We start from the raw sequence: 18577 nt of genomic DNA, 5'->3' as shown, positions 1-18577 counted from the left end.
CCGGCCCCGCTGACCCGATGACCGACGCCGCTGCCTCCGCACCCCCACCCGCCCACAGCTTTCGCCCCCCCAGTGCGGAGGCCTTGTGGAAGCAGATTTCCACCCCCCACCCCACAGTGGGGAAGGCGCGGCACCTGGGCGAGGCGCTGGTGCATGCCGGGCTGCTGGCCACCCCCGCGTTGTCCGAGGGCCTGCAGGCGCAGCAGGCGGAACGCAGCCAGGGCCAGCACCGTCCCATCGGCCAGATCCTGGTGGACCGGGGGGCCCTGACCCAGGAGCAGCTGCGCAACGTGATCGCCACCTGGCTCGGTGAGTACACGGTGCACCCCGGCGACATCACCCCCGAGCCGTCGGCGCTGGCCCTGATCCCCCGCGCCGTGGCCGAGCGCGAGTCCGTGCTGCCGCTGATTGCGCGCGAGGACGCGCTGGTGCTGCTCATGGCCGACCCCTGGGACCGGGTCCTGGTGGACGAGATGCGCTTTCTGACCCAGCGGCGCCTGATCCCGCTGCAGGCTGCGCCGGGCACCCTGATGCCCGCCATCCACAAGGCCTACCGCACCACCTCCGCAGCGCCGGGCAACGCCAGCGCAGGTGCCCGCGCCACCTCGCAGGAGCTGCTGACCAACCTGAGCAGTGCCGCGCCGGACGCCGATGCCGAACAGGCCGATGTGATCAGCGAGTCGGACAACACCCTGGTGCGGCTCATCAACTCGGTGATCGACGAGGCCATCAACCACCGCGCCTCCGACATCCACATCGAGACTGAGCCCGCCCCGCGCAATGTGCGCGTGCGCCTGCGCATTGACGGCGATCTGGTGCCCTATCTGGAGTTGCCTGCGCGCTACCGCTTTGCGATGGTGGCGCGCATCAAGATCATGGCCAGCATGGACATCTCGGAGCACCGCAAGCCCCAGGACGGCAAGATCGACTTCGCGCGCTTTGGCGGCCCGCCGGTGGAGCTGCGCGTGGTCACCGTGCCCACCTCGCGCGGGCTGGAGGACGTGGTGCTGCGCCTGCTGGCAGGCGCCAAGCCCCTGCCGCTGGAGAACATTGGCCTGAGCCAACCCAACCTGCTGGCGCTGCGCTCCGTGGTGCAGAAAAGCTATGGCCTGGTGCTGGTGTGCGGCCCCACGGGCTGCGGCAAGACGACCACGCTGCACTCGGTGGTGCGCGACATCAACACCGCAGGCCGCAAGATCTGGACGGCCGAAGACCCCATCGAGATCACGCAGGAGGGCCTGCGCCAGGTGCAGGTGAACCCGCGCATCGGCTGGACCTTTGCCGCCGCCATGCGCACCTTTTTGCGCGCCGATCCGGACGTGATCATGATCGGCGAGATGCGCGACGAGGAAACCGCGCGCATCGCCATCGAGGCCTCACTCACCGGGCACCTGGTGCTGTCCACCCTGCACACCAACTCGGCACCCGAGAGCATTGCGCGCCTGCTCGAAATCGGCCTGGACCCGTTCAACTTTTCCGACTCACTCCTCGCGATCCTGGCCCAGCGCCTGGTGCGCCGCCTGTGCCCCGCCTGCCGTGAGCCGCGTGTGGCTGACCACGACACGCTGCTGGGGCTGGCATCGCAGTACCTGGACAGCGGCACCAACAACACCACCGATGCCCGCGAGGCGCAGATCGCGCGCTGGCGCCAGCAATACGGCGGGCCCCAGGGCGAGCTGCGGCTGTGGCGCCATGTAGGCTGCAAACAATGTGACAACCACGGCTACCACGGGCGGCTGGGCATCCACGAACTCATGCTGAGCGACGAGGCCATCCGCCAGCACATCCGCCGCCGTGCACCGGCCTCGGACATCCGCCACTCGGCGCTGGCGGCCGGCATGCGCACCCTGCGCCAGGACGGCATCGAGAAAGTGCTGCAGGGCCTGACCGACATGGCCGAAGTGGTGGCCGCCACCAACCTGTAGCGCACTGCGGGCGCAAGCGCTTCACCACGCACTGGGCCCGGTGTGCGGGTAAGCCGGGGTTGCACACCCCGGAGCCCGGTGGGACCATGTAAGCAAGTGCAACCACTGCGACCCCACCGGGGCGCACGCACCAAAAACGTCGCAAGCAACGTCAACAATTGTCAAGACGCCCCATTTGTGGCGATTTTCCGTTTTGGACCTGTCGGATTTCGTGCTTTCCCCTGCATAGTCACCCTGTGCCCGCCCCCCTGCCCCTGCGGCCGGGGCTTCGATGAAAGACCCGCACCAGCCCCGGCCCTTGCATCGGCGGAAACGGAAGACGTGAAAGTTGTGATGATGTTCAGAGCCACTGCCGTCCTACCCCGCGCAGGCGCCGCCTTGATTTCCCTGATGGCCTTCTGCGGCCCGCAGTGGGCACATGCGGGCCCGGTGTGCCCCGGCCTCGAAAGTCGGCGGGTGCTGCAGCTGCACGCATCCCAGAGCAGCAAGCCCCAGGCCTGCGACCTCAAGGGCCTGGCCAAGCTGCCAGCCAAAGAGATCGTGGCCACGCTCCCTGCCGCGCTCGGCCTGGCAGGCGAGCACCGCTGGCGGGGCGTTTCGCTGCGCTACCTGGTCGAGCAGATGGGTGGGGGTGAACGCAGCCAGATCCTGCTGACTGCACTGAACGACTACGCCATCGAAATCCCCTGGAGCGACCTCGTGCGCTTCGACCCCATCCTGGCGTACAGCCGCGATGGCGAGCACATCAGCATCCGCGACAAGGGGCCGCTGATCCTGATCTACCCATTTGGCACCCACCCCCAGCTTCAGGGCCAGGACTACATCAACCGATCCATCTGGCAGGTCCATGCAGTCGCCCTCCGGTAAACCGCTGCCCCGCCGGGCGGCCAACGACATCCCCCCCGGCCAGCCCCGCCCGCATGCCACCTACTGGCTGCTGGCCATGGTGGCGGCCATGGCGCTGGCCACGGCCGCCACCCTGTGGTGGACGCTGCGCCAGACCCATGTGCTGGCGCAGCCCCACCAGCAGAACGACCTGTGGTACGTGTCCAGCGTGCACAACGAGCTGGCCCGGGTCAGCCTGCTGGCGCGCAAGGTGCGGGCCCGCGAGGCCAGCACACAAGACCTGCAGGAGCGGCTGGAAGTGCTGCTCGGCACACTCGACACCTCCGGCCGGGGGCCCCGCGTCAGCACCCAGCTGCGCGAGGCATTGCCCGAAGCCGCCCAGGACCTGGACAGCCTGCGCCCGCTGGTCGAGCGCTGGTCCACCCAGCTGGCCCCCCTCGCCACCCAGAACGGCAATGGCAACGGCAAGGCTGCGGCCATCACCGCCGACATCGTGCGGCAGTCCGACACCCTGCTGGACCGCCTGCGCAAGGTGGTTGCCACCGTCCACCTCTTCAGCGCCCAGGAGGCCAGCCAGGCACGCCAGCAACTGTCCCAGCGCTTTTTGTTGCTCAGTGCCGTGCTGGGTGGGCTGCTGCTGGGCACGGCCCTGCTGATTGCCAAGCTGGTGCGCGACACCCGCCTCGTCCGCGCCGCGTCGCAGCAGCTGGTGCAGGCCAACCGCCAGCTCGAAGTGCGGGTGGCCAGCCGCACCCGCAAGATCGAAGAAGGCCGCGCGCTGCTGAGCTTCATCCTGGACACCAGCCCGAGCGACGTTGTGCTGGCCGAGGTCGAAAGCGGCCGCGTGCATTTCATCAACCGCCGCCTCACCGAGCGCCTGGGGCTCAAGGCCGCACCCGAGACCCTGTTCCTGCCCGAGCTGCTGCACGACCCCGAAACCCGCGAACGCTTCACCCAGGCCCTGGACCGGTATGGCCAGGTCGATGCCATGGAAGCGCTGATTGGCGAACATGACCCCTGCTGGAGTTCGCTGTCGGCCCGCCTGATCGAGGTGGAGGGGCAACTGGCGCACCTGCTGTGGGGCTTTGACATCAGCGCCCACAAGGCGCTGGAAGGCCAGCTGCGCGAGCTGGCCACCCGCGACGCGCTCAGCGGACTGCTCAACCGGCGAGCGTTCCTGGAGCGCAGCACCGCCCTGTTCGACCATTGCCGCCGCCACGGCCAGCCCTGCGCCGTGCTGATGATCGACATCGACCACTTCAAACGCATCAACGACCGGCACGGCCACCAGATGGGCGACGTGGCCATCCGCACCTGCGCCGAGGCCATTGGCCACGCCCTGCGCGACGCCGACCTGCTGGGCCGCCTGGGGGGCGAAGAATTTGCCGTGCTGCTGCCCCACGCCACGGCCGACAGCGCGATGGTGGTGGCCGAACGCATCCGCAGCGGCATGGCCCAGATGAACATCGTGTCGCCCCAGGGCCAGCCGCTCTCGTTCACCATCTCGATCGGCGTGGCCGAAATGGCGGCGCACCATGCGGGCATCGAGCCCCTGCTGGTGGATGCCGACCAGGCGCTGTATCGCGCCAAGGCCACAGGCCGCAACAAAGTGCTTGCCTACGAAGTCGCTATCGGACAATCTTGACCCCACCGCCTGCCCCACACACCATGAGCCTGCGCCTAATGATCGTTGACGACAGCCGCATGTCGCGCCTGATCCTGCAGGGCCTGATCCTGCAGACCCACCCCCAATGGACCATCGTGCATGCCAGCAGCGGCGAAGAAGCCCTGCAGCTGGTGCGCGAAAACCCCGTGGACCTGGTGTCCATGGACTTCAACATGGCGGGCATGAACGGCCTGGAGGCCGCCCTTGCGCTGCGCGAGATCCTGCCCGCCGTGCCGATTGCCATCCTCACGGCCAACGTGCAGGCTGCCGTGCAGGGACGCATCGAGGAAGCCGGCATGGTGTTCATCGCCAAGCCCATTACCGCCAGCGCAGCCGCCCAGCTCGCAGCGCTGGCAGGAGCCTGACATGACGGTGCAGCTAGATGCCGAACAAATCGACGCGCTCAGCGAAATCTTCAACATCGGCGTCGGCAAGGCCGCCGCCGCCATGGGCGCACTCATGCACGACGAAGTGCTGCTGTCGGTGCCCCATGTGAGCATCTTCACCGTGAGCGAAGCCGCCCAGCAGCTGGGGGCCGCAGGCAGCACCATGTACGGCGTGCGCCAGCCGTTTCGCGGCACTTTCAACGGCGACGCCCTGCTGATCTTTCCCGGCCACAAGAGCCTGGAGATCGTGCGCATCGTCGCAGGCCAGAGCGTGCCCGGCGAAGACCTCAGCGCCATCGAGCAGGACGCGATGACCGAGGTGGGCAACGTCATGCTCAACGCCTGCATCGCCGCCCTGTCCGACCTGCTGGGCAACGAATTCCAGCTCAGCCCCCCCAGCATCGACGTGGGCGACAGCCGCACCATCCTGGGCACCCGCATCCAGAACCACCTGGTGGTCTTCCTGCACATCCGCTTCGAGCTGCTGAGCAGCCAGATCGAGGGGTTTGTGGTGTTTGTGCTCAACACCACCTCGCTGGAAGGCCTGCGTGCGGCGGTGAACCGGCTGCTGGGGCGGCCGGCGGAGATGGACTGACGCCGAGGCCCGCGCGGCGCGCTGTGCGACACTCGCCGCCACCTCCGTTGCGCCACCCCATTGCGGCTGGCGCGCCCTGGACTCCACCTCCCACCCCGCATGCTCCGCTACCTCACCGTCCCCGTGACCGCGTTCCAACAGAACTGCTCCCTTGTCTGGTGCGATGCCACCCAGCAGGCCGCCGTGATCGACCCCGGGGGCGATCTGGATGTGCTGCTGGCTGAAGTCCAGCGGCTGGGCCTCACGCTGTCGCAGATCTGGCTCACGCACGCGCACATCGACCATGCGGGGGGCACGGGCGAGCTGGCCACGCGTTTGGGGCTGCCCATCGTGGGGCCACACCCGGGCGACCAGTTCTGGATTGATGGCCTGCCGCAGCAAAGCGCGATGTTCGGCTTTCCGCCCGCGCAGCATTTCACGCCCACGCGCTGGCTGGCGGATGGCGACCAGGTACAGATTGGCAATGAGACGCTGGCCGTGCGCCACTGCCCCGGGCACACGCCGGGGCATGTGGTGTTCCATGCGCCGCAGATCGACCGGGCCTTTGTGGGCGATGTGCTGTTTGCGGGCAGCATCGGGCGCACGGATTTCCCGATGGGCAACCACCAGGATTTGATCGACAGCATCACCCAGCGCCTGTGGCCCATGGGCGACCAGACGGTGTTCATCCCCGGGCATGGACCGGAGAGCAGCTTTGGCCGCGAGCGCAAGAGCAATCCCTACGTGGGCGGCACCTGAGGCGGCGCGCCCGCGCGCTGAAATTTGTGTTTTTTTGGCCGCTTCCGCGCACTGGATAAGCCGCAACAGCTATCAAATTTTGAGCAATAGCCCCCTGCCCTGAAGCCCGGCGCGCCCACCAGGTCGCGCGCCGGTCTCCGTGACAAGGGCCGCTCCCCACCTTAAAAGTCAAACGCGGCCGACAGGCGCACGGCACGCGGCGCGCCCACGTTCACCCGGCCCGCACCCCAGATGCTGTCGAAGTACGCGCGGTTGGCCAGGTTGGTGACTGTGGCGCGCAGCACCACCGGCTGTGCACCAAAGCGCGTGGCGTAGCGCGCGCCCACGTCCAGCGTGGTCCAGGCGGGCAGCTTGACGCTGTTGTCGCCCGTGAGCCACTGGGCGCCCGTGTGGTTCACCCGGCCGTTGACCGACAGGCCCTGCACACCAGGGATGGCCCAGTCGGCGCCCAGGTTGAGCGTGAGCTTGGGCACGCCAAACTGCGCACGGCCCTGGTTCACGCCCTTGGTGGTTTGGGTCTGGTCGGCCTCGGTGTAGGCCACGCCGCCCAGCAGGCTGAGCGCCGGGGTCAGCTGGCCGAATACATTCCACTCCACGCCCCGGTTGCGCTGCTCACCGTCCAGCACCTGGCGGTTGTTGGCCTCGATGAGGGCAGGCTTGCTGATCTGGAACAGGCTCACCGTTTGCGTGAGGCTGCCGCTCACCCACTTCACGCCCACCTCCATCTGCTTGCTTTTATAGGGCTTGAAGGTTTCGCCCTCGTTGGCATAGGGCGCCTTCACGGTGGTGCCCGCGCTCAGGCCTTCCACGTAGTTGCCATAGAGCGAGACGTTCTCGCCCCAGGGCTTGGCGACCAGGCCCACCAGGGGGGTCACGGCGCTTTCCTTGTATCGGCTGAGCTTTTGCTCCACCTGCTGCGCGCGCAGGCCCAGCGTGAGCTGCAGCCTGTCATCGGCAAACGCGAGGGTGTCCGCCACGCTCAGCGCCGTCATCACGTCGTCGTTGAGCTTGTTGTAGGTGGATGCGGCACCACCCGCCGGCATGGTGATGGGCCGGGGGTGGTAGATGTTGCTGTTGATGGCGGCCGTGCCGTTGGCGCGGCTGCCGCCTTCGTAGCTCATCACATTGGCGGCCAGGGTGAGCTTGTGGGCCACGGCGCCGGTGCTGAACTGGCCGCGCAGGCCCAGCTCGGCCGTGGTGGTGGTGTACTCGCCCCAGGAGTTGTAGGCCGTGCCCGTGGCATTGCCGGTGGCGGCATTGGCCGGGGTCCACACGGGCCGGGTGCCGAAGATAAAGCCGTCGTACGCGTGCTGCGCCTTGCCCGCCGATGCAAACGCCGTCCAGCCCGCATTGAGCTTGGCCTGGCCACGCAAGATGAGGCCCTGCGTCTGTGTGTTGCTGTACACCCCTTCGCCGTAGAAGAAGTTGGTGGAGCCGTCGGGTGCCCTGGGCACGGTGGTCCAGCCGGTGAGGATGGGCTGCATGGGCGAGCCCTTGCGCACCTTGTTTTTCAGCGAATAGGCATCGGCCTCCACGTTCCAGCCCTCGCCCTGGTAATCGAGCGCCAGGTGGCCGATCTCGCGCGCCTTGGTCTGGTGGTTGAGCCAGGTTTCGCCGCCCGACAACACGCCATTGACGCGCACGCCCAGGCGCTGGTCCGCGCCAAAACGGCGCGCCACGTCGGCATGCACGCCCAGGTTGGATTGGGACGAGTACGTGGTGGTCACGCGCGTGAGCGGCGTCTTGCCCGCGCGCTTGGGCACGAGGTTGATGGCGCCGCCCACATCGCCCGCAGGTGGCAGCCCCAGCATCATGGCGCCGGGGCCCTTGAGCACTTCCACCCGCTCGAAGAGCTCGGTGGGCGTGTTCTGCTCGGGCGCCAGGCCAAACGCTCCGTTGATGGCCAACGAGTTGGCAGAGACCCCGAAGCCACGAATGATGAAGTTCTCGACGATGTGACCTTCATTGGTGGTGGTGCGCACCGAGGGGTCGTTCTTGAGCACCGCGCCCACCGTCTGCGCCTGCTGGTCGGCAATGCCTTCGGCGGTGTAGCCCGTCATGTTGAATGGCGTGTCCATCACGCCCACATTGCCCAGCACCCCCAGGCGCGTGCCCTGGGCCACCTTGCCGCCGGGCGCTGCGGCGGGCAGGCTCTCGGGCGTTTCGGCCGCCGCGTTCACGGTCACTTCCTTCAGCGCCACCGGGGCGGCCGGGCTTTGTGCCAGTGCCGCGCCAGCCCCGGCCAGCAAGGTCCACGCACAGGCCTGGGCGATCTGGCGCAGGGCAAAAGGATGGGCCGGGGTGGCACCCCGGGATGGGCGGCGAGTCTGCATAGAGAAAGTCCTGAATCAAAAGCGGGAGGAAAGAAATGGGAAAGCCGCCCCGTCAACGGATTACAAACAAGAATGAGTGCGATTCCATACAAGACGCAAACCCGCTCCTTGACGGAGCTGCGCAAAAGCGGCGCCCAGGATGTGCTGCGAGGCGTGCCGACGCGTTCATCCGGCATGCAGCGATGGTTCCACGCGGCCCATGGGCCTGTGTTTGCACGGCAAACAAAGATGTTTGCAGCACCTGCGCCGCCCGCAAAGAGCGCACCACCAGGCTACGTTGGAGGCGCCTTCCCGGGGGAAACGCGCCGCAAAGGAATCGGGAGCGTCCAATCTCCCTAAGCGCCCGCAATGGGCACGCCCCCGCCAGTGCCACCGCGGAGCTGGCTTTGCCAGGCCACGGGTGGCGTCCCCCTGGGGGGAAGCCGCGAAGCGGCTCAGGGGGGCTTCAGATCCTCGCTCGGGCCAGCTTCGGCGGCATCCCGAACCGCTTGCGGTACGCCGTCGCAAAGTTGGCGGCGCTGTTGTAGCCCGCCACCAGCGCCGCCTGCCCCACGGTCAGCCCGTCCTGCTCCAGCGCATGGCGCGCACGCTGCAGGCGGTGCTCGCGCACAAAGTCGAACACCGTGGTGCCGTACACCGCGCGGAAGTGGCGCTGCAGCGTGTTGGCATTGGTGCCCGCCTGGCGCGCCAGGGCGTCCAGAGACATGTCCATGGCGCCGTCGGTCTGCAAGAAGGCGTGCAGCGCGCGCATGCGCTGGTGTTCATGGGGCAGCAGGCGCAGCGCGGCGGCAGCGGGGGCCGGTGCCGGAGCGGGCGCCGGTGCAGGCCCGGGCGCGTGCTGCGACAGGCTGGCCAGCGCCTCGCCCACCAGTTCCAGCGCGCGGCTTTCCAGGTACAGGTGCAGCAGCAGGGGGCTGAGGTCGGGCGCGCGGGTGATCTGCTCGGCCACGGCCGCAATGCGGGCCGAGGGCTGCCAGTGGTGCATGGCCAGATGCTGGCGGCGAAAGGCCTCCATGGCGTCCGACGCCGACGAGCCTGCCACCTGCTCCAGCCATTCACCGCCCAGACCCACGCTCACCCGGCGCGCATAGGCGCCCCGGCGGCCGCGCCGCTCAAACCGTTCAGGCTCGGCCACCGACACCAGCAGTGCACGCGGCAGGCCAGGCCCGCGCGCACGCTGGCTGACGGCGCCGGACGACAAGGCCACGCGGCGCGGGCCGTAGCTCACGTCCACCGAGCCCTCCAGCAGCAGCACGATGCGCAGGCCCGCCTCCATCTCGCCGCTGGCGGTGAAGTCCTGCACGTCGGCCGTGTCGTCGGCATGCAGGTGCAGCCCGGGGCGCAGCACCCGCACGCGCTGCAGATGGCGCTGCAGCGACGCCTGCATGCCTTCCGTCGGCGGGGCCGAGGGTTGGACGTTCAAGGGGCTGACAACGGACATGGGAAGGCAGACAGGCGTTTCGGCAGACGACGGTGGCAGAGCGGCGGGGTTCCGATGGCGCCGGAGGATGGGGACGGGGAGGTACTGGCCGCAGCAGGCGGTGGCGCAAAGGTTTTTCTCCACCCAGCAAACACGGCAGGCACCGGCCCGTGGGATGCTAGCAACTTGCGATAATAAATGCAAATGATTCTCAATAGTGCTTTTTATCCGGTCCGCCATCGGGCTGGGCTGCAAGCACCCTGCCATCCATGACCTTGACCCTTTCCCGCTGGCGGCCCACCCAGGCAGCCCGCCGCGTATTGGCCACGTTCCTGTGCGCCCTGGCCGCTGCGGCCACCGCCCCCGCGCAAGCGCAAACCACCACCCACACCGTGACCGACCTGGCCGGGCGCACCGTGACCCTGCCCGCTCAAGTGGACCGCATCCTGCTCGGCGAGGGCCGCCTTTTGCCCGCGCTGGGCGTGTTCGAGCGGGACGATGTAGCCCGCCGCCTGGTGGGCATGATGGGTGACTACGAAACCCTGGACGCCGCAGGCTACGCCCAGTGGCGCAGCCGCTTCCCGCAGCTGGACAAGGTGCCGCGCGTGGGCCGCAACAATGCGGGCAGCTTCAGCGACGAGCAGGCAATTGCGCTGCGCCCGCAGGTGGCCGTCCTGGGCCTGGCGGGCGGCCATGGGCCCAGCAAGAACGACCGCGAGACCCTGGCCCGCCTGGAAGCGGCAGGTGTAGCCGTGGTGTTTGTGGACTTCCGCCACGACCCGCTCAAGAACACCCCCCGCAGCATGGAGCTGCTGGGCGCCGTGCTGGGCAAGCGCAAGGAGGCCCAGGCCTTCAACACCTATTGGCGAACCCAGTTGGAGCGCGTCGAATCGCGCCTGCGCACCTTGCCGGCCGGCACGCGCCACCCGGCCGCGTTTCTGGAAAACCGCGTGGGCCTGACCGACGAATGCTGCGCCACCATGGTGGGCCTGGTGGGCATGCTGCTGGATGCGGCGGGCGCCGACAACGTGGCGCGCGGCCGCATCCCGGGCGAACACGGCACGCTGAACCCCGAGTTTCTGATCGCCACGCAGCCCCGCCTGTACATCGGCACCGGCATTGGCAGCATGGCCACGGCCGAGAAGTCGCCCCTGCGCATCGTGCTGGGCGCCGACGCCACGCCCGAGGCGGCCCGCGCCTCGCTGCTGCGCGCCACACAGCGCCGGGGCATCGCCCAGCTGCAGGCCGTGCAACAGCCCGGCCGCGCACACGCCATCTGGCACCACTACTACAACTCGCCGTTCAACGTGGTGGCCGTGCAGGTGTTTGCCAAATGGCTGCACCCCGAACTGTTTGCCGACCTGGACCCGCGCGCCACGCTGCAGACGATGTTCACCCAGTTCCAGCCGATCCCGCTGGCGGGTGTGTACTGGACCAGCCTCTGATGCCCGCGCCCCACCCCGCGCAGGGCAGCACGCGCCGCGCGCTGCTCGCCGCCGGTGCTGGCACCAGCCTGGGCCTGCTGGGTGGTTGCGCCACCGGCAGCCCGGCGGTGCCTGCGCAGCTGCTGCAGGCCCCCGCCGCAGCGCTGCCCGGCACCCACCAGCAAGACCTGCGCGACCCGGCCAGCGGCAATACCTGGCGCATCTGGGTGCAGCGCCCCGCAGGCCCCGCGCCCGCCACGGGCCACCCGGTGCTGTATGTGCTGGACGGCAACGCCGCCTTTGCGCTGGCCGCGCAGCTGGCGCGCAACGACGCCGCGCGCCCGCCCGAGCTGCGGCCGGATGCGGCCATCGTGGTGGGCATTGGCCACCCCGGCGACGCGGTGATCCACCCCGCCGAGCGCCAGCGCGACTACACCCCACCGCCGCCGGGCGGCAGCGCCACGCCCCAGGCGGGCGGCGCCGACCGGCTGCTCGACTTCATCGCGCGCGAGCTGCAGCCGCGCGTTGCACAGGCTTTTCCCGTCGATGCCCAGCGCCAGACGATCACCGGCCATTCCTTCGGGGGCCTCTGTGTGCTGCACGCACTGTTCACGCGCCCGGCGTTGTTCACCCGCTACGCAGCCACCAGCCCATCGGTATGGTGGAACCAGGGCCAGGTGCTGCAGACGGCCCAGCAGTTCATGCAGGCGCATGCCACGGCGCCCCGCGCCTTCAGCGCCCGGCTGCATCTGCGCGTGGGCAGCCTGGAGCATGCGCAAGCCGCCGCCACCCCTGCGCGCGCCGTTGTGCAGGCCGAGCGCCGCCTGCTGGACCGCACCACAACGCTGGCGAACCAGCTCACCACCCTGGCATGGCCCGAGCTACATGTGCAGATGGCCGTGTTGCCCGGCCTGGACCATGGCAGCGTGATGCTGCCCGGCCTGGTCGATGCCCTGGCCCTGGCGCAGCAGGCACGCTGAGCCTTTCACCCCTCTTTTTGCAATGTCTGCCGTGCCTGATTCCGCAACCGCCTTGGCCCCGCCCTCCACCACCCCGCAGCCCGCTGGCCCGCTCGCACAGCGCTACCGGCACTTCGTGCGCAGGCGCCTGCTGCTGCTGGCCACGCTGCTGGCCGTGCTGTGCGCCAGCGTGGTGGCCGACATTGCGCTGGGGCCCTCCACCTTCGCGTTTGCCGATGTGCTGCGCGGCCTGTTCACGCCCGGCGCGCTGCCGCAGGCGCAGCAGGTGATCCTGTGGGAGGTGCGCCTGCCCTATGCGGTGATGGCCGTGCTGGTGGGCGCCAGCCTGGGCCTGGCGGGCGCCGAGATGCAGACTGCGCTGAACAACCCGCTGGCCAGCCCGTTCACCCTGGGCGTGTCGGCCGCTGCGGCCGTGGGCGCATCGGCCGCCGTGGTCAGCGGCTTCACGCTGCTGGCCTGGGGCGAGAACCTGGCCGTGCCGCTGTGCGCCTTTGGGGGCGCGGCCTGCGCCACGGCGCTGATCCAGCTGCTGGCCTGGCGCCAGGGAGCCACGGTGGACACGGTGGTGCTGTTCGGTATTGCGCTGTTGTTCAGCTTTGAGGCCCTGCTGTGGCTGCTGCAGTTCATCGCGGACAGCAACGCGCTGCAGCAGATCGTGTTCTGGACCATGGGCAGCCTGGGCCGCGCCACCTGGACCAAGATCGGCATTGTGGGCACGGTGCTTTTGCTATGCCTGCTGTGGTCGGCGCACCAGGCCTGGGCCCTCACGGCGCTGCGCGCGGGCGAGGACCAGGCGCGCAGCTTCGGCATCGCGGTGGAGCGGCTGCGCCTGGAGACGCTGCTGCGCGTAAGCCTGCTGGCGGCCACCGCCCTGTCGTTTGTGGGCACCATCGGCTTTGTGGGCCTGGTGGGGCCGCACATCGCGCGCATGCTGCTGGGCGAGGACCACCGCTACTACCTGCCCGGCAGCGCGCTGGCCGGGGCGCTGATGCTTTCGCTCGCGTCCATCCTGAGCAAGGCGCTGGTGCCCGGCGTGGTGCTGCCGATTGGCATCATCACCGCGCTGGTGGGCGTGCCGCTGTTCATGGTGCTCGTTCTGCGCCAAAGAAGGACTGCGTGATGAGCACGACCGGCTTTGCCCTTGAACAACTCACCGCAGGCTACCCCAGCCGCCCCGTGCTGCAGGGCGTGACCCTGCCCGGCGTGCCCGCTGGCACGCTGGTGGCGGTCGTGGGCCCCAATGCCGTGGGCAAGTCCACGCTGCTCAAGGCCGTGGCTGGGCTGCGGCCTGCGCAGGGCCGCGTGTGGCTGGAAGGCACCGACCTGGCCACGCTCGCGCCGCGCGAGCGCCTGTACCGCGTGGGCTACCTGCCCCAGGCGCTGCCGCAGAGCACCTCGCTCATGGCCTACGAAACCTGGCAGAGCGCGCTGCGCGCCAGCCGCAACGAATGGAGCACCGCCCAGCGCGAGGCGGCCATCGAGTCAGTGGTGGCCACGCTGGGCCTGCAGGCGCTGGCGCTGCGGCGGCTGGACGAACTCTCGGGCGGGCAGCGCCAGATGGTGGGCCTGGCCCAGGTCATCGTGCGTGCGCCGCGCCTCTTGCTGCTGGACGAACCCACCAGCGCGCTCGACCTGCGCTGGCAGTTGCAGGTGCTGCAGGCCGTGCGCGCCCTGGTGCGGCAACAGGGCGCCATCGGCCTGGTGGCCGTGCACGACCTGAACCTGGCCCTGCGGTTTTGCCAGCATGTGCTGGTGCTGGGCGGCGGCAACGTGCTGGCGGCAGGCGACCCGGCCGAGGTGCTCACCCCCGCGCTGCTGCAGCGCGCCTATGGCGTACGGGCCCGCGTAGAGCGCTGTTCCGAGGGCTATCTGCTGGTGCTGGCCGATGCGGCGCTGCCGCAGTAGCCCCTTCATTTTTCGCACAACAACGACACCCACCCATGATGAGACGCCAGGGCCATGTGCCCACCCCCGAGGCCAGCCGCTACCTGCAGCGCCTGTGCTACCACTTCACCCGCAAGATCCGCGTGGACTACGACGAGCACCGGGGCGAGGCCCACTTCCCCTGGGGCCTGTGTGTGCTGCGCGCCGACAGCGAAGCGCTGCACTTCGACTGCAGCGCCGAGGACGATGCCAGCCTGGCGCGGGTGCAGTTCGCCATCGACTCGCATGTGGAGCTGTTCTCGCGCAAGAGCCCTGTGGCCGTGGACTGGCAGCCCGTGCAGGCCGGGTAGCCATGCGCCGGGCCTTCGGGTCCGAAGGGCGGCCTGGGGTCGCCCGATACCGCAAATGGCAGGCTTTGACCTGCCAGATCGGCAGATGGCCAACCCGCCAGCTTTCTAGGATGTGACATTTTGTTAATAACCCGCGTGCAAAGGAGCGCACCGGGCCCCGTCACGCCATGGCATCCTCCGCAAGCACCACCGCCCCCACAGCCCACCCGCCGCGCCCCTTTGCCGTTCCACAGCGCGGCTCCAGCGTGGCTGGCAAGGCCTACTGGGCCATGGCGCAAAGGGTGGCCTTGACGGCAGCGGCCATCGACTGTGGGTACATCGCGCTTTTCCTCTGGCTGGGATCGCTGCCGCTGGCGCTGGTCAACGTGGGCAGCATCGCGATGTACCTGGTCGCGCATGCGCTCATCCAGCGGCGGCACAACACGGCGGGCATCCTGCTGATCTGGCTGGAGGTGGTTGCCCATTCGGCGCTGGGTTCGCTGCTGGTGGGTTGGGACAGCGGTTTTCACTACTACCTGCTGCTGTTCATCCCGGCCGTCGTGATTGCCAACTCTGGCCGCTATGCCGCGCCAATCGTGCTGGCGTTGCTGGCCTATTACCTGGGCCTACGCTGGGCCTGCGACCACTGGGGCGCCCTGGCGCCGCTGGCGGGCAAGGGGCAGCAGATCGTCAACGCCATCCACGTCTGCGTGGTGTTTGGCATGTTTGCGGCGCTGGCCGCGTTCTACCGTCGCACCATCCTCATCGCCGAAAACCGCTTGCTCAAACAGGCCACGCTGGATGCCCTGACCGGGCTGAACAACCGCGCCCATTTCTACACCCTGGCAGGGCATACGCTGGCGCGCATCCAGCGCACGGGCGAGCCGGTCGCGCTGCTGCTGTGCGACATCGACCACTTCAAGCAGGTCAACGACCGCCATGGCCATGCCACGGGCGACCAGGTGCTGGTGACGGTGGCGGGGGTGCTCTCTCGCAACCTGCGCGAGAGCGATGTGATCGCCCGCTGGGGCGGCGAGGAGTTTCTGGCGCTGATGCCTGCCAGCCCCCTGGCCTCTGCGCTGGAGGTGGCAGAGCGCATCCGGGTGGCCATCGAACAGACCACCGTGCACCACCAGAACAACCCGGTGCCGCTGACCATGTCTTTCGGGGTGGTGCAGGTGGCCAGCGGCGACGACCTGCAGGCCGCCATTGCACGGGCCGACAAGGCGCTGTACCAAAGCAAACACGGCGGCCGCAACCGCGTCACGGTGGGCTGACGCCCGGTGGTTGGCACCGCGCCCCGGCCTGCGCCTGCGGTGCCGCCGATCCTGGGTCAGCCGTTCCTGCGTGCCGCTTCGTACAGCCCCTGCACCTTGGGCACGTTCTGCTCCAGTTCCTTGATGCGCGCAGGCCCCGAGGGGTGGGTGGACAGGAACGCCAGCCCGCCCTGCTTGCTGCCGGTGGCGTTGCCCATCTTCTGCCACAGGCTGACGGCCGCCGACGGCTGGTAGCCGCCGCGCGCGGCCAGCTCCAGGCCCACCAGGTCGGCCTCGCTCTCGTCCGAGCGGCTGAACTGCAGCGTGAGCAGTTGCCCGCCCAGCCCGGCCGCCGCCTGGCCCAGGTCGCCCAGGCCCAGCAGCTGCGAGCCCAGGCGCAGTGCCAGGTTGGTGCCCTGCGTCTTGGCAATGCGCTCGCGCGCGTGTTCGCGCAGCGCATGGGCCATTTCGTGGCCCATGATCATCGCGGCCTCGTCGTCGGTGAGCTTGAGCTGGTCAAGGATGCCGGTATAGAACGCGATCTTGCCGCCGGGCATGCAGAACGCATTGATCTGCTGGCTACCGATGAGGTTGACCTCCCAGCGCCATTGCTTGGCACGGTCGTTCCACGGCGTGGTGAACGGGATCAGCCGCTTGGCGATGGCGTGCAGGCGCTGCAGCTGGGGGTGGTTGTCGGGGGCCAGCGCACGTTTGGCGCGGGCCTGCTCCAGCATCTGGCGGTACTGCTGGGCGGCGGAGTTTTCGAGCGTCTCGGCGGGCACCAGCTTGCGCAGGCTGGAGGACGAGCCCACGTCCACCTGCGCCATCACCGGCGTGGCGGCGGCTGCACCCGCCGCCAGCAAAAAGGCCCGGCGTGCGGACCAGGGGGACGAGGGTGCGACAGAAGGGGTGGGGCAAAAGAGGCACATACCAGGAACACCTGAAGGAATAATGGGCGGCGCTGACCGACCCTGTGGTTTGCAGCAGCGTCTGCCACCCAGATGGAGGCAACGGGGCTGGGCGACAAGGGTGTCGGCGATGATAGACAAAACCCCCGCCCGCCCATGTCAGACACCTCCACGTCCTCCTCCCCCGGCATTTCGCCCGAAAAACCCGCCCGCACCCCCTGGCTGCAAACGCTGCGCGTGTACCTGGAGCCCGCCAGCCTGCGCATGCTCACGCTCGGGTTCTCGGCCGGGCTGCCGCTGCTGCTGGTACTGGGCACGCTCTCGTTCCGCCTGCGCGAGGCGGGCATCGACCGCAGCACCATCGGCTACCTCAGCTGGGTGGGCCTGGCCTACGGCTTCAAGTGGGTGTGGGCGCCGCTGGTGGACCGCATGCCCATCCCCCTGCTCACACCCACGCTGGGGCGGCGGCGCAGCTGGCTGCTGCTGGCGCAGCTGGTGATCGTGGCGGGCCTGGTGGGCATGGCGCTGGCCGACCCGCGCCACACACTCGGGCCCATTGTGTGGTGCGCGCTGGCGGTGGCGTTTGGCTCGGCCACGCAGGACATTGCGCTCGACGCCTTTCGCATCGAGTCGGCCGATGCCAACCACCAGGCGGCGCTGGCGGCGTCGTACCAGACAGGCTACCGGCTGGCGATGATCTGGGCCGGTGCGGGGGTGCTGTGGATCGCGGCACGCGCCGAGGTGGCTCCCGCCGTGGGCCAGGCCGTGCTGCAGGGCGCGGCGGCGTACCAGAACAGCGCATGGCTGAAGGCCTACCTCGTGATGGCCGCCTCCATGGCCGTGGGCGTGGTTACGGTCCTGTTCTCGCGCGAGCCAGCGCCGCGGGCCGCCTCCGAAGAACGACTGGAGCTGAGTCAGGCCATCACGCGGCTGGCGCTCAAGGGCGTGCCGCTTTGGGCCCTATTGGTGGTGCCCATGGTGGCGGTAGCGATCAGGTTTGGAAAGTTGCCAATGCTGCTGGTGTATTCATTGGCGCCGCCCCGGTGGCTTGGGCTAGTGGCGGACGTTGCCAGCACCGGTTTGACCCTGCTTGTGCTCGGATATCTGCTGCGCTCTCTGGCACGCAAGAACGTTCGGGTGCCCGCACCAGCGGCGCTGCGCCCTTCGTTGGCCTGGCTGGAAATCGCGGTGTTTAACCCCTTCAAGGACTTCGTTCGGCGCTATGGCAAACAAGCCATCCTCATCCTCGCGCTCATCGCCGTCTACCGCATCAGCGATGTGGTCATGGGCATCATGGCCAACCCGTTCTATGTGGACATGGGCTTCACCAAGGACGAGGTGGCCGCCGTGACCAAGGTCTACGGCGTGATCATGACGTTGGCAGGCGCCTTTGTGGGCGGCGTGTTGTCGATGCGCTTCGGCGTGATGCGCATCCTGATGCTGGGCGCGATCCTGAGCGCGGGCAGCAACCTGCTGTTTGCGTGGCTGGCGGGCCACGGGCACGACGTGACGGCGCTGATTGCCGTGGTCTCGGCCGACAACCTGGCCAGTGGCATCGCCTCGGCCGCGTTCATCGCCTACCTGTCGAGCCTGACCAACGTGAGCTACTCGGCTACGCAGTACGCGCTGTTCAGCTCCATGATGCTGCTGCTGCCGAAGTTTGTGGCGGGCTTCTCGGGCGACTATGTGGATGCGTTTGGCTACGCCCACTTCTTCACATCAACGGCGCTGCTGGGGCTGCCGGTGCTGGTGCTGGTGTGGCTGGCGTCCAGAGTCAAAACAGCCTCCTCCGCGCCATGACCAAGCGCTTATAGCTATCAATTTTGGAGCAATCCGTTTACCCAAACTTTACGGAAGCGACAACACGGCGAGACGCCCCACGGAGAG

16 protein-coding genes are annotated in these 18577 nt (G+C 68.7%); 13 read left to right on the top strand and 3 right to left on the bottom strand.

Annotation, left to right across the window (positions count from 1 at the left end; translation table 11 throughout):
- Nucleotides 1-17 precede the first annotated feature (17 nt).
- The 6 genes from CBY09_RS13705 to CBY09_RS13680 all read left to right on the top strand — a co-directional run bounded on the left by CBY09_RS13705 (nucleotide 18) and on the right by CBY09_RS13680 (nucleotide 6156).
- Nucleotides 18-1925 carry a GspE/PulE family protein gene (locus CBY09_RS13705; RefSeq protein WP_094290145.1) on the top strand — a complete coding sequence of 636 codons (1908 nt, stop codon included), beginning with the start codon at nucleotides 18-20 and terminating at the stop codon, nucleotides 1923-1925.
- 378 nt (nucleotides 1926-2303) lie between these two features.
- Nucleotides 2304-2792 carry a putative pterin-binding protein gene (locus CBY09_RS13700; RefSeq protein WP_205734138.1) on the top strand — a complete coding sequence of 163 codons (489 nt, stop codon included), beginning with the start codon at nucleotides 2304-2306 and terminating at the stop codon, nucleotides 2790-2792.
- Complete coding sequence (locus tag CBY09_RS13695; protein WP_094290143.1) at nucleotides 2773-4416, top strand: sensor domain-containing diguanylate cyclase; 1644 nt, start codon at nucleotides 2773-2775, stop codon at nucleotides 4414-4416. Before CBY09_RS13700 ends, CBY09_RS13695 begins: the two co-directional genes overlap by 20 nt.
- A 23-nt stretch (nucleotides 4417-4439) precedes the next feature.
- Nucleotides 4440-4802: a response regulator gene (locus tag CBY09_RS13690; RefSeq protein WP_094290142.1), complete on the top strand. Its 363-nt coding sequence runs from the start codon at nucleotides 4440-4442 to the stop codon at nucleotides 4800-4802.
- Nucleotide 4803: 1 nt separating this feature from the next.
- Nucleotides 4804-5418 carry a hypothetical protein gene (locus CBY09_RS13685; protein WP_094290141.1) on the top strand — a complete coding sequence of 205 codons (615 nt, stop codon included), beginning with the start codon at nucleotides 4804-4806 and terminating at the stop codon, nucleotides 5416-5418.
- A 99-nt stretch (nucleotides 5419-5517) separates the two neighbouring features.
- The gene (locus CBY09_RS13680) at nucleotides 5518-6156 is read left to right on the top strand and encodes an MBL fold metallo-hydrolase (protein ID WP_094290140.1); all 639 of its coding nucleotides are present in this window, start codon (nucleotides 5518-5520) and stop codon (nucleotides 6154-6156) included.
- Nucleotides 6157-6317: 161 nt separating this feature from the next.
- Here CBY09_RS13680 and CBY09_RS13675 read toward each other — a convergent pair whose 3' ends face one another.
- Both CBY09_RS13675 and CBY09_RS13670 read right to left on the bottom strand, forming a co-directional pair.
- Nucleotides 6318-8489 (bottom strand): TonB-dependent receptor, encoded by a 2172-nt coding sequence (locus tag CBY09_RS13675; protein WP_094290139.1) that lies wholly within the window; start codon nucleotides 8487-8489, stop codon nucleotides 6318-6320.
- Between the two features lie 445 nt (nucleotides 8490-8934).
- Nucleotides 8935-9930: a helix-turn-helix transcriptional regulator gene (locus CBY09_RS13670; protein ID WP_240515717.1), complete on the bottom strand. Its 996-nt coding sequence runs from the start codon at nucleotides 9928-9930 to the stop codon at nucleotides 8935-8937.
- A gap of 248 nt (nucleotides 9931-10178) precedes the next feature.
- Here CBY09_RS13670 and CBY09_RS13665 point away from each other — a divergent pair, with 248 nt between their 5' ends.
- The 6 genes from CBY09_RS13665 (at nucleotide 10179) to CBY09_RS13640 (ending at nucleotide 15803) form a co-directional block, all read left to right on the top strand.
- Nucleotides 10179-11354: an ABC transporter substrate-binding protein gene (locus tag CBY09_RS13665; RefSeq protein WP_240515716.1), complete on the top strand. Its 1176-nt coding sequence runs from the start codon at nucleotides 10179-10181 to the stop codon at nucleotides 11352-11354.
- Nucleotides 11354-12313 (top strand): alpha/beta hydrolase, encoded by a 960-nt coding sequence (locus CBY09_RS13660; RefSeq protein WP_094290137.1) that lies wholly within the window; start codon nucleotides 11354-11356, stop codon nucleotides 12311-12313. The genes CBY09_RS13665 and CBY09_RS13660 overlap by 1 nt, the downstream gene beginning before the upstream one ends.
- A 22-nt stretch (nucleotides 12314-12335) precedes the next feature.
- On the top strand, nucleotides 12336-13433 hold the full coding sequence (locus CBY09_RS13655) for a FecCD family ABC transporter permease (protein ID WP_420807452.1): 1098 nt from the start codon (nucleotides 12336-12338) through the stop codon (nucleotides 13431-13433).
- Complete coding sequence (locus CBY09_RS13650; protein WP_094290136.1) at nucleotides 13433-14218, top strand: ABC transporter ATP-binding protein; 786 nt, start codon at nucleotides 13433-13435, stop codon at nucleotides 14216-14218. Before CBY09_RS13655 ends, CBY09_RS13650 begins: the two co-directional genes overlap by 1 nt.
- A 35-nt stretch (nucleotides 14219-14253) precedes the next feature.
- A complete protein-coding gene (locus tag CBY09_RS13645) occupies nucleotides 14254-14547 on the top strand; it encodes a DUF2218 domain-containing protein (protein ID WP_094290135.1) in 294 nt (97 codons plus the stop codon).
- Between the two features lie 167 nt (nucleotides 14548-14714).
- On the top strand, nucleotides 14715-15803 hold the full coding sequence (locus CBY09_RS13640; RefSeq protein ID WP_094290134.1) for a GGDEF domain-containing protein: 1089 nt from the start codon (nucleotides 14715-14717) through the stop codon (nucleotides 15801-15803).
- Nucleotides 15804-15859: 56 nt separating this feature from the next.
- Here CBY09_RS13640 and CBY09_RS13635 read toward each other — a convergent pair whose 3' ends face one another.
- Complete coding sequence (locus CBY09_RS13635) at nucleotides 15860-16711, bottom strand: M48 family metallopeptidase (RefSeq protein ID WP_094290133.1); 852 nt, start codon at nucleotides 16709-16711, stop codon at nucleotides 15860-15862.
- 135 nt (nucleotides 16712-16846) lie between these two features.
- Here CBY09_RS13635 and CBY09_RS13630 point away from each other — a divergent pair, with 135 nt between their 5' ends.
- The gene (locus CBY09_RS13630) at nucleotides 16847-18490 is read left to right on the top strand and encodes an AmpG family muropeptide MFS transporter (protein ID WP_094290227.1); all 1644 of its coding nucleotides are present in this window, start codon (nucleotides 16847-16849) and stop codon (nucleotides 18488-18490) included.
- Nucleotides 18491-18577: the final 87 nt, after the last annotated feature.

Source organism: Acidovorax kalamii (assembly GCF_002245625.1).
Lineage (GTDB): Bacteria > Pseudomonadota > Gammaproteobacteria > Burkholderiales > Burkholderiaceae_C > Acidovorax > Acidovorax kalamii.
Note: the sequence above shows the minus strand (reverse complement) of the source record. Positions and strands in the feature narration are given on the sequence as shown.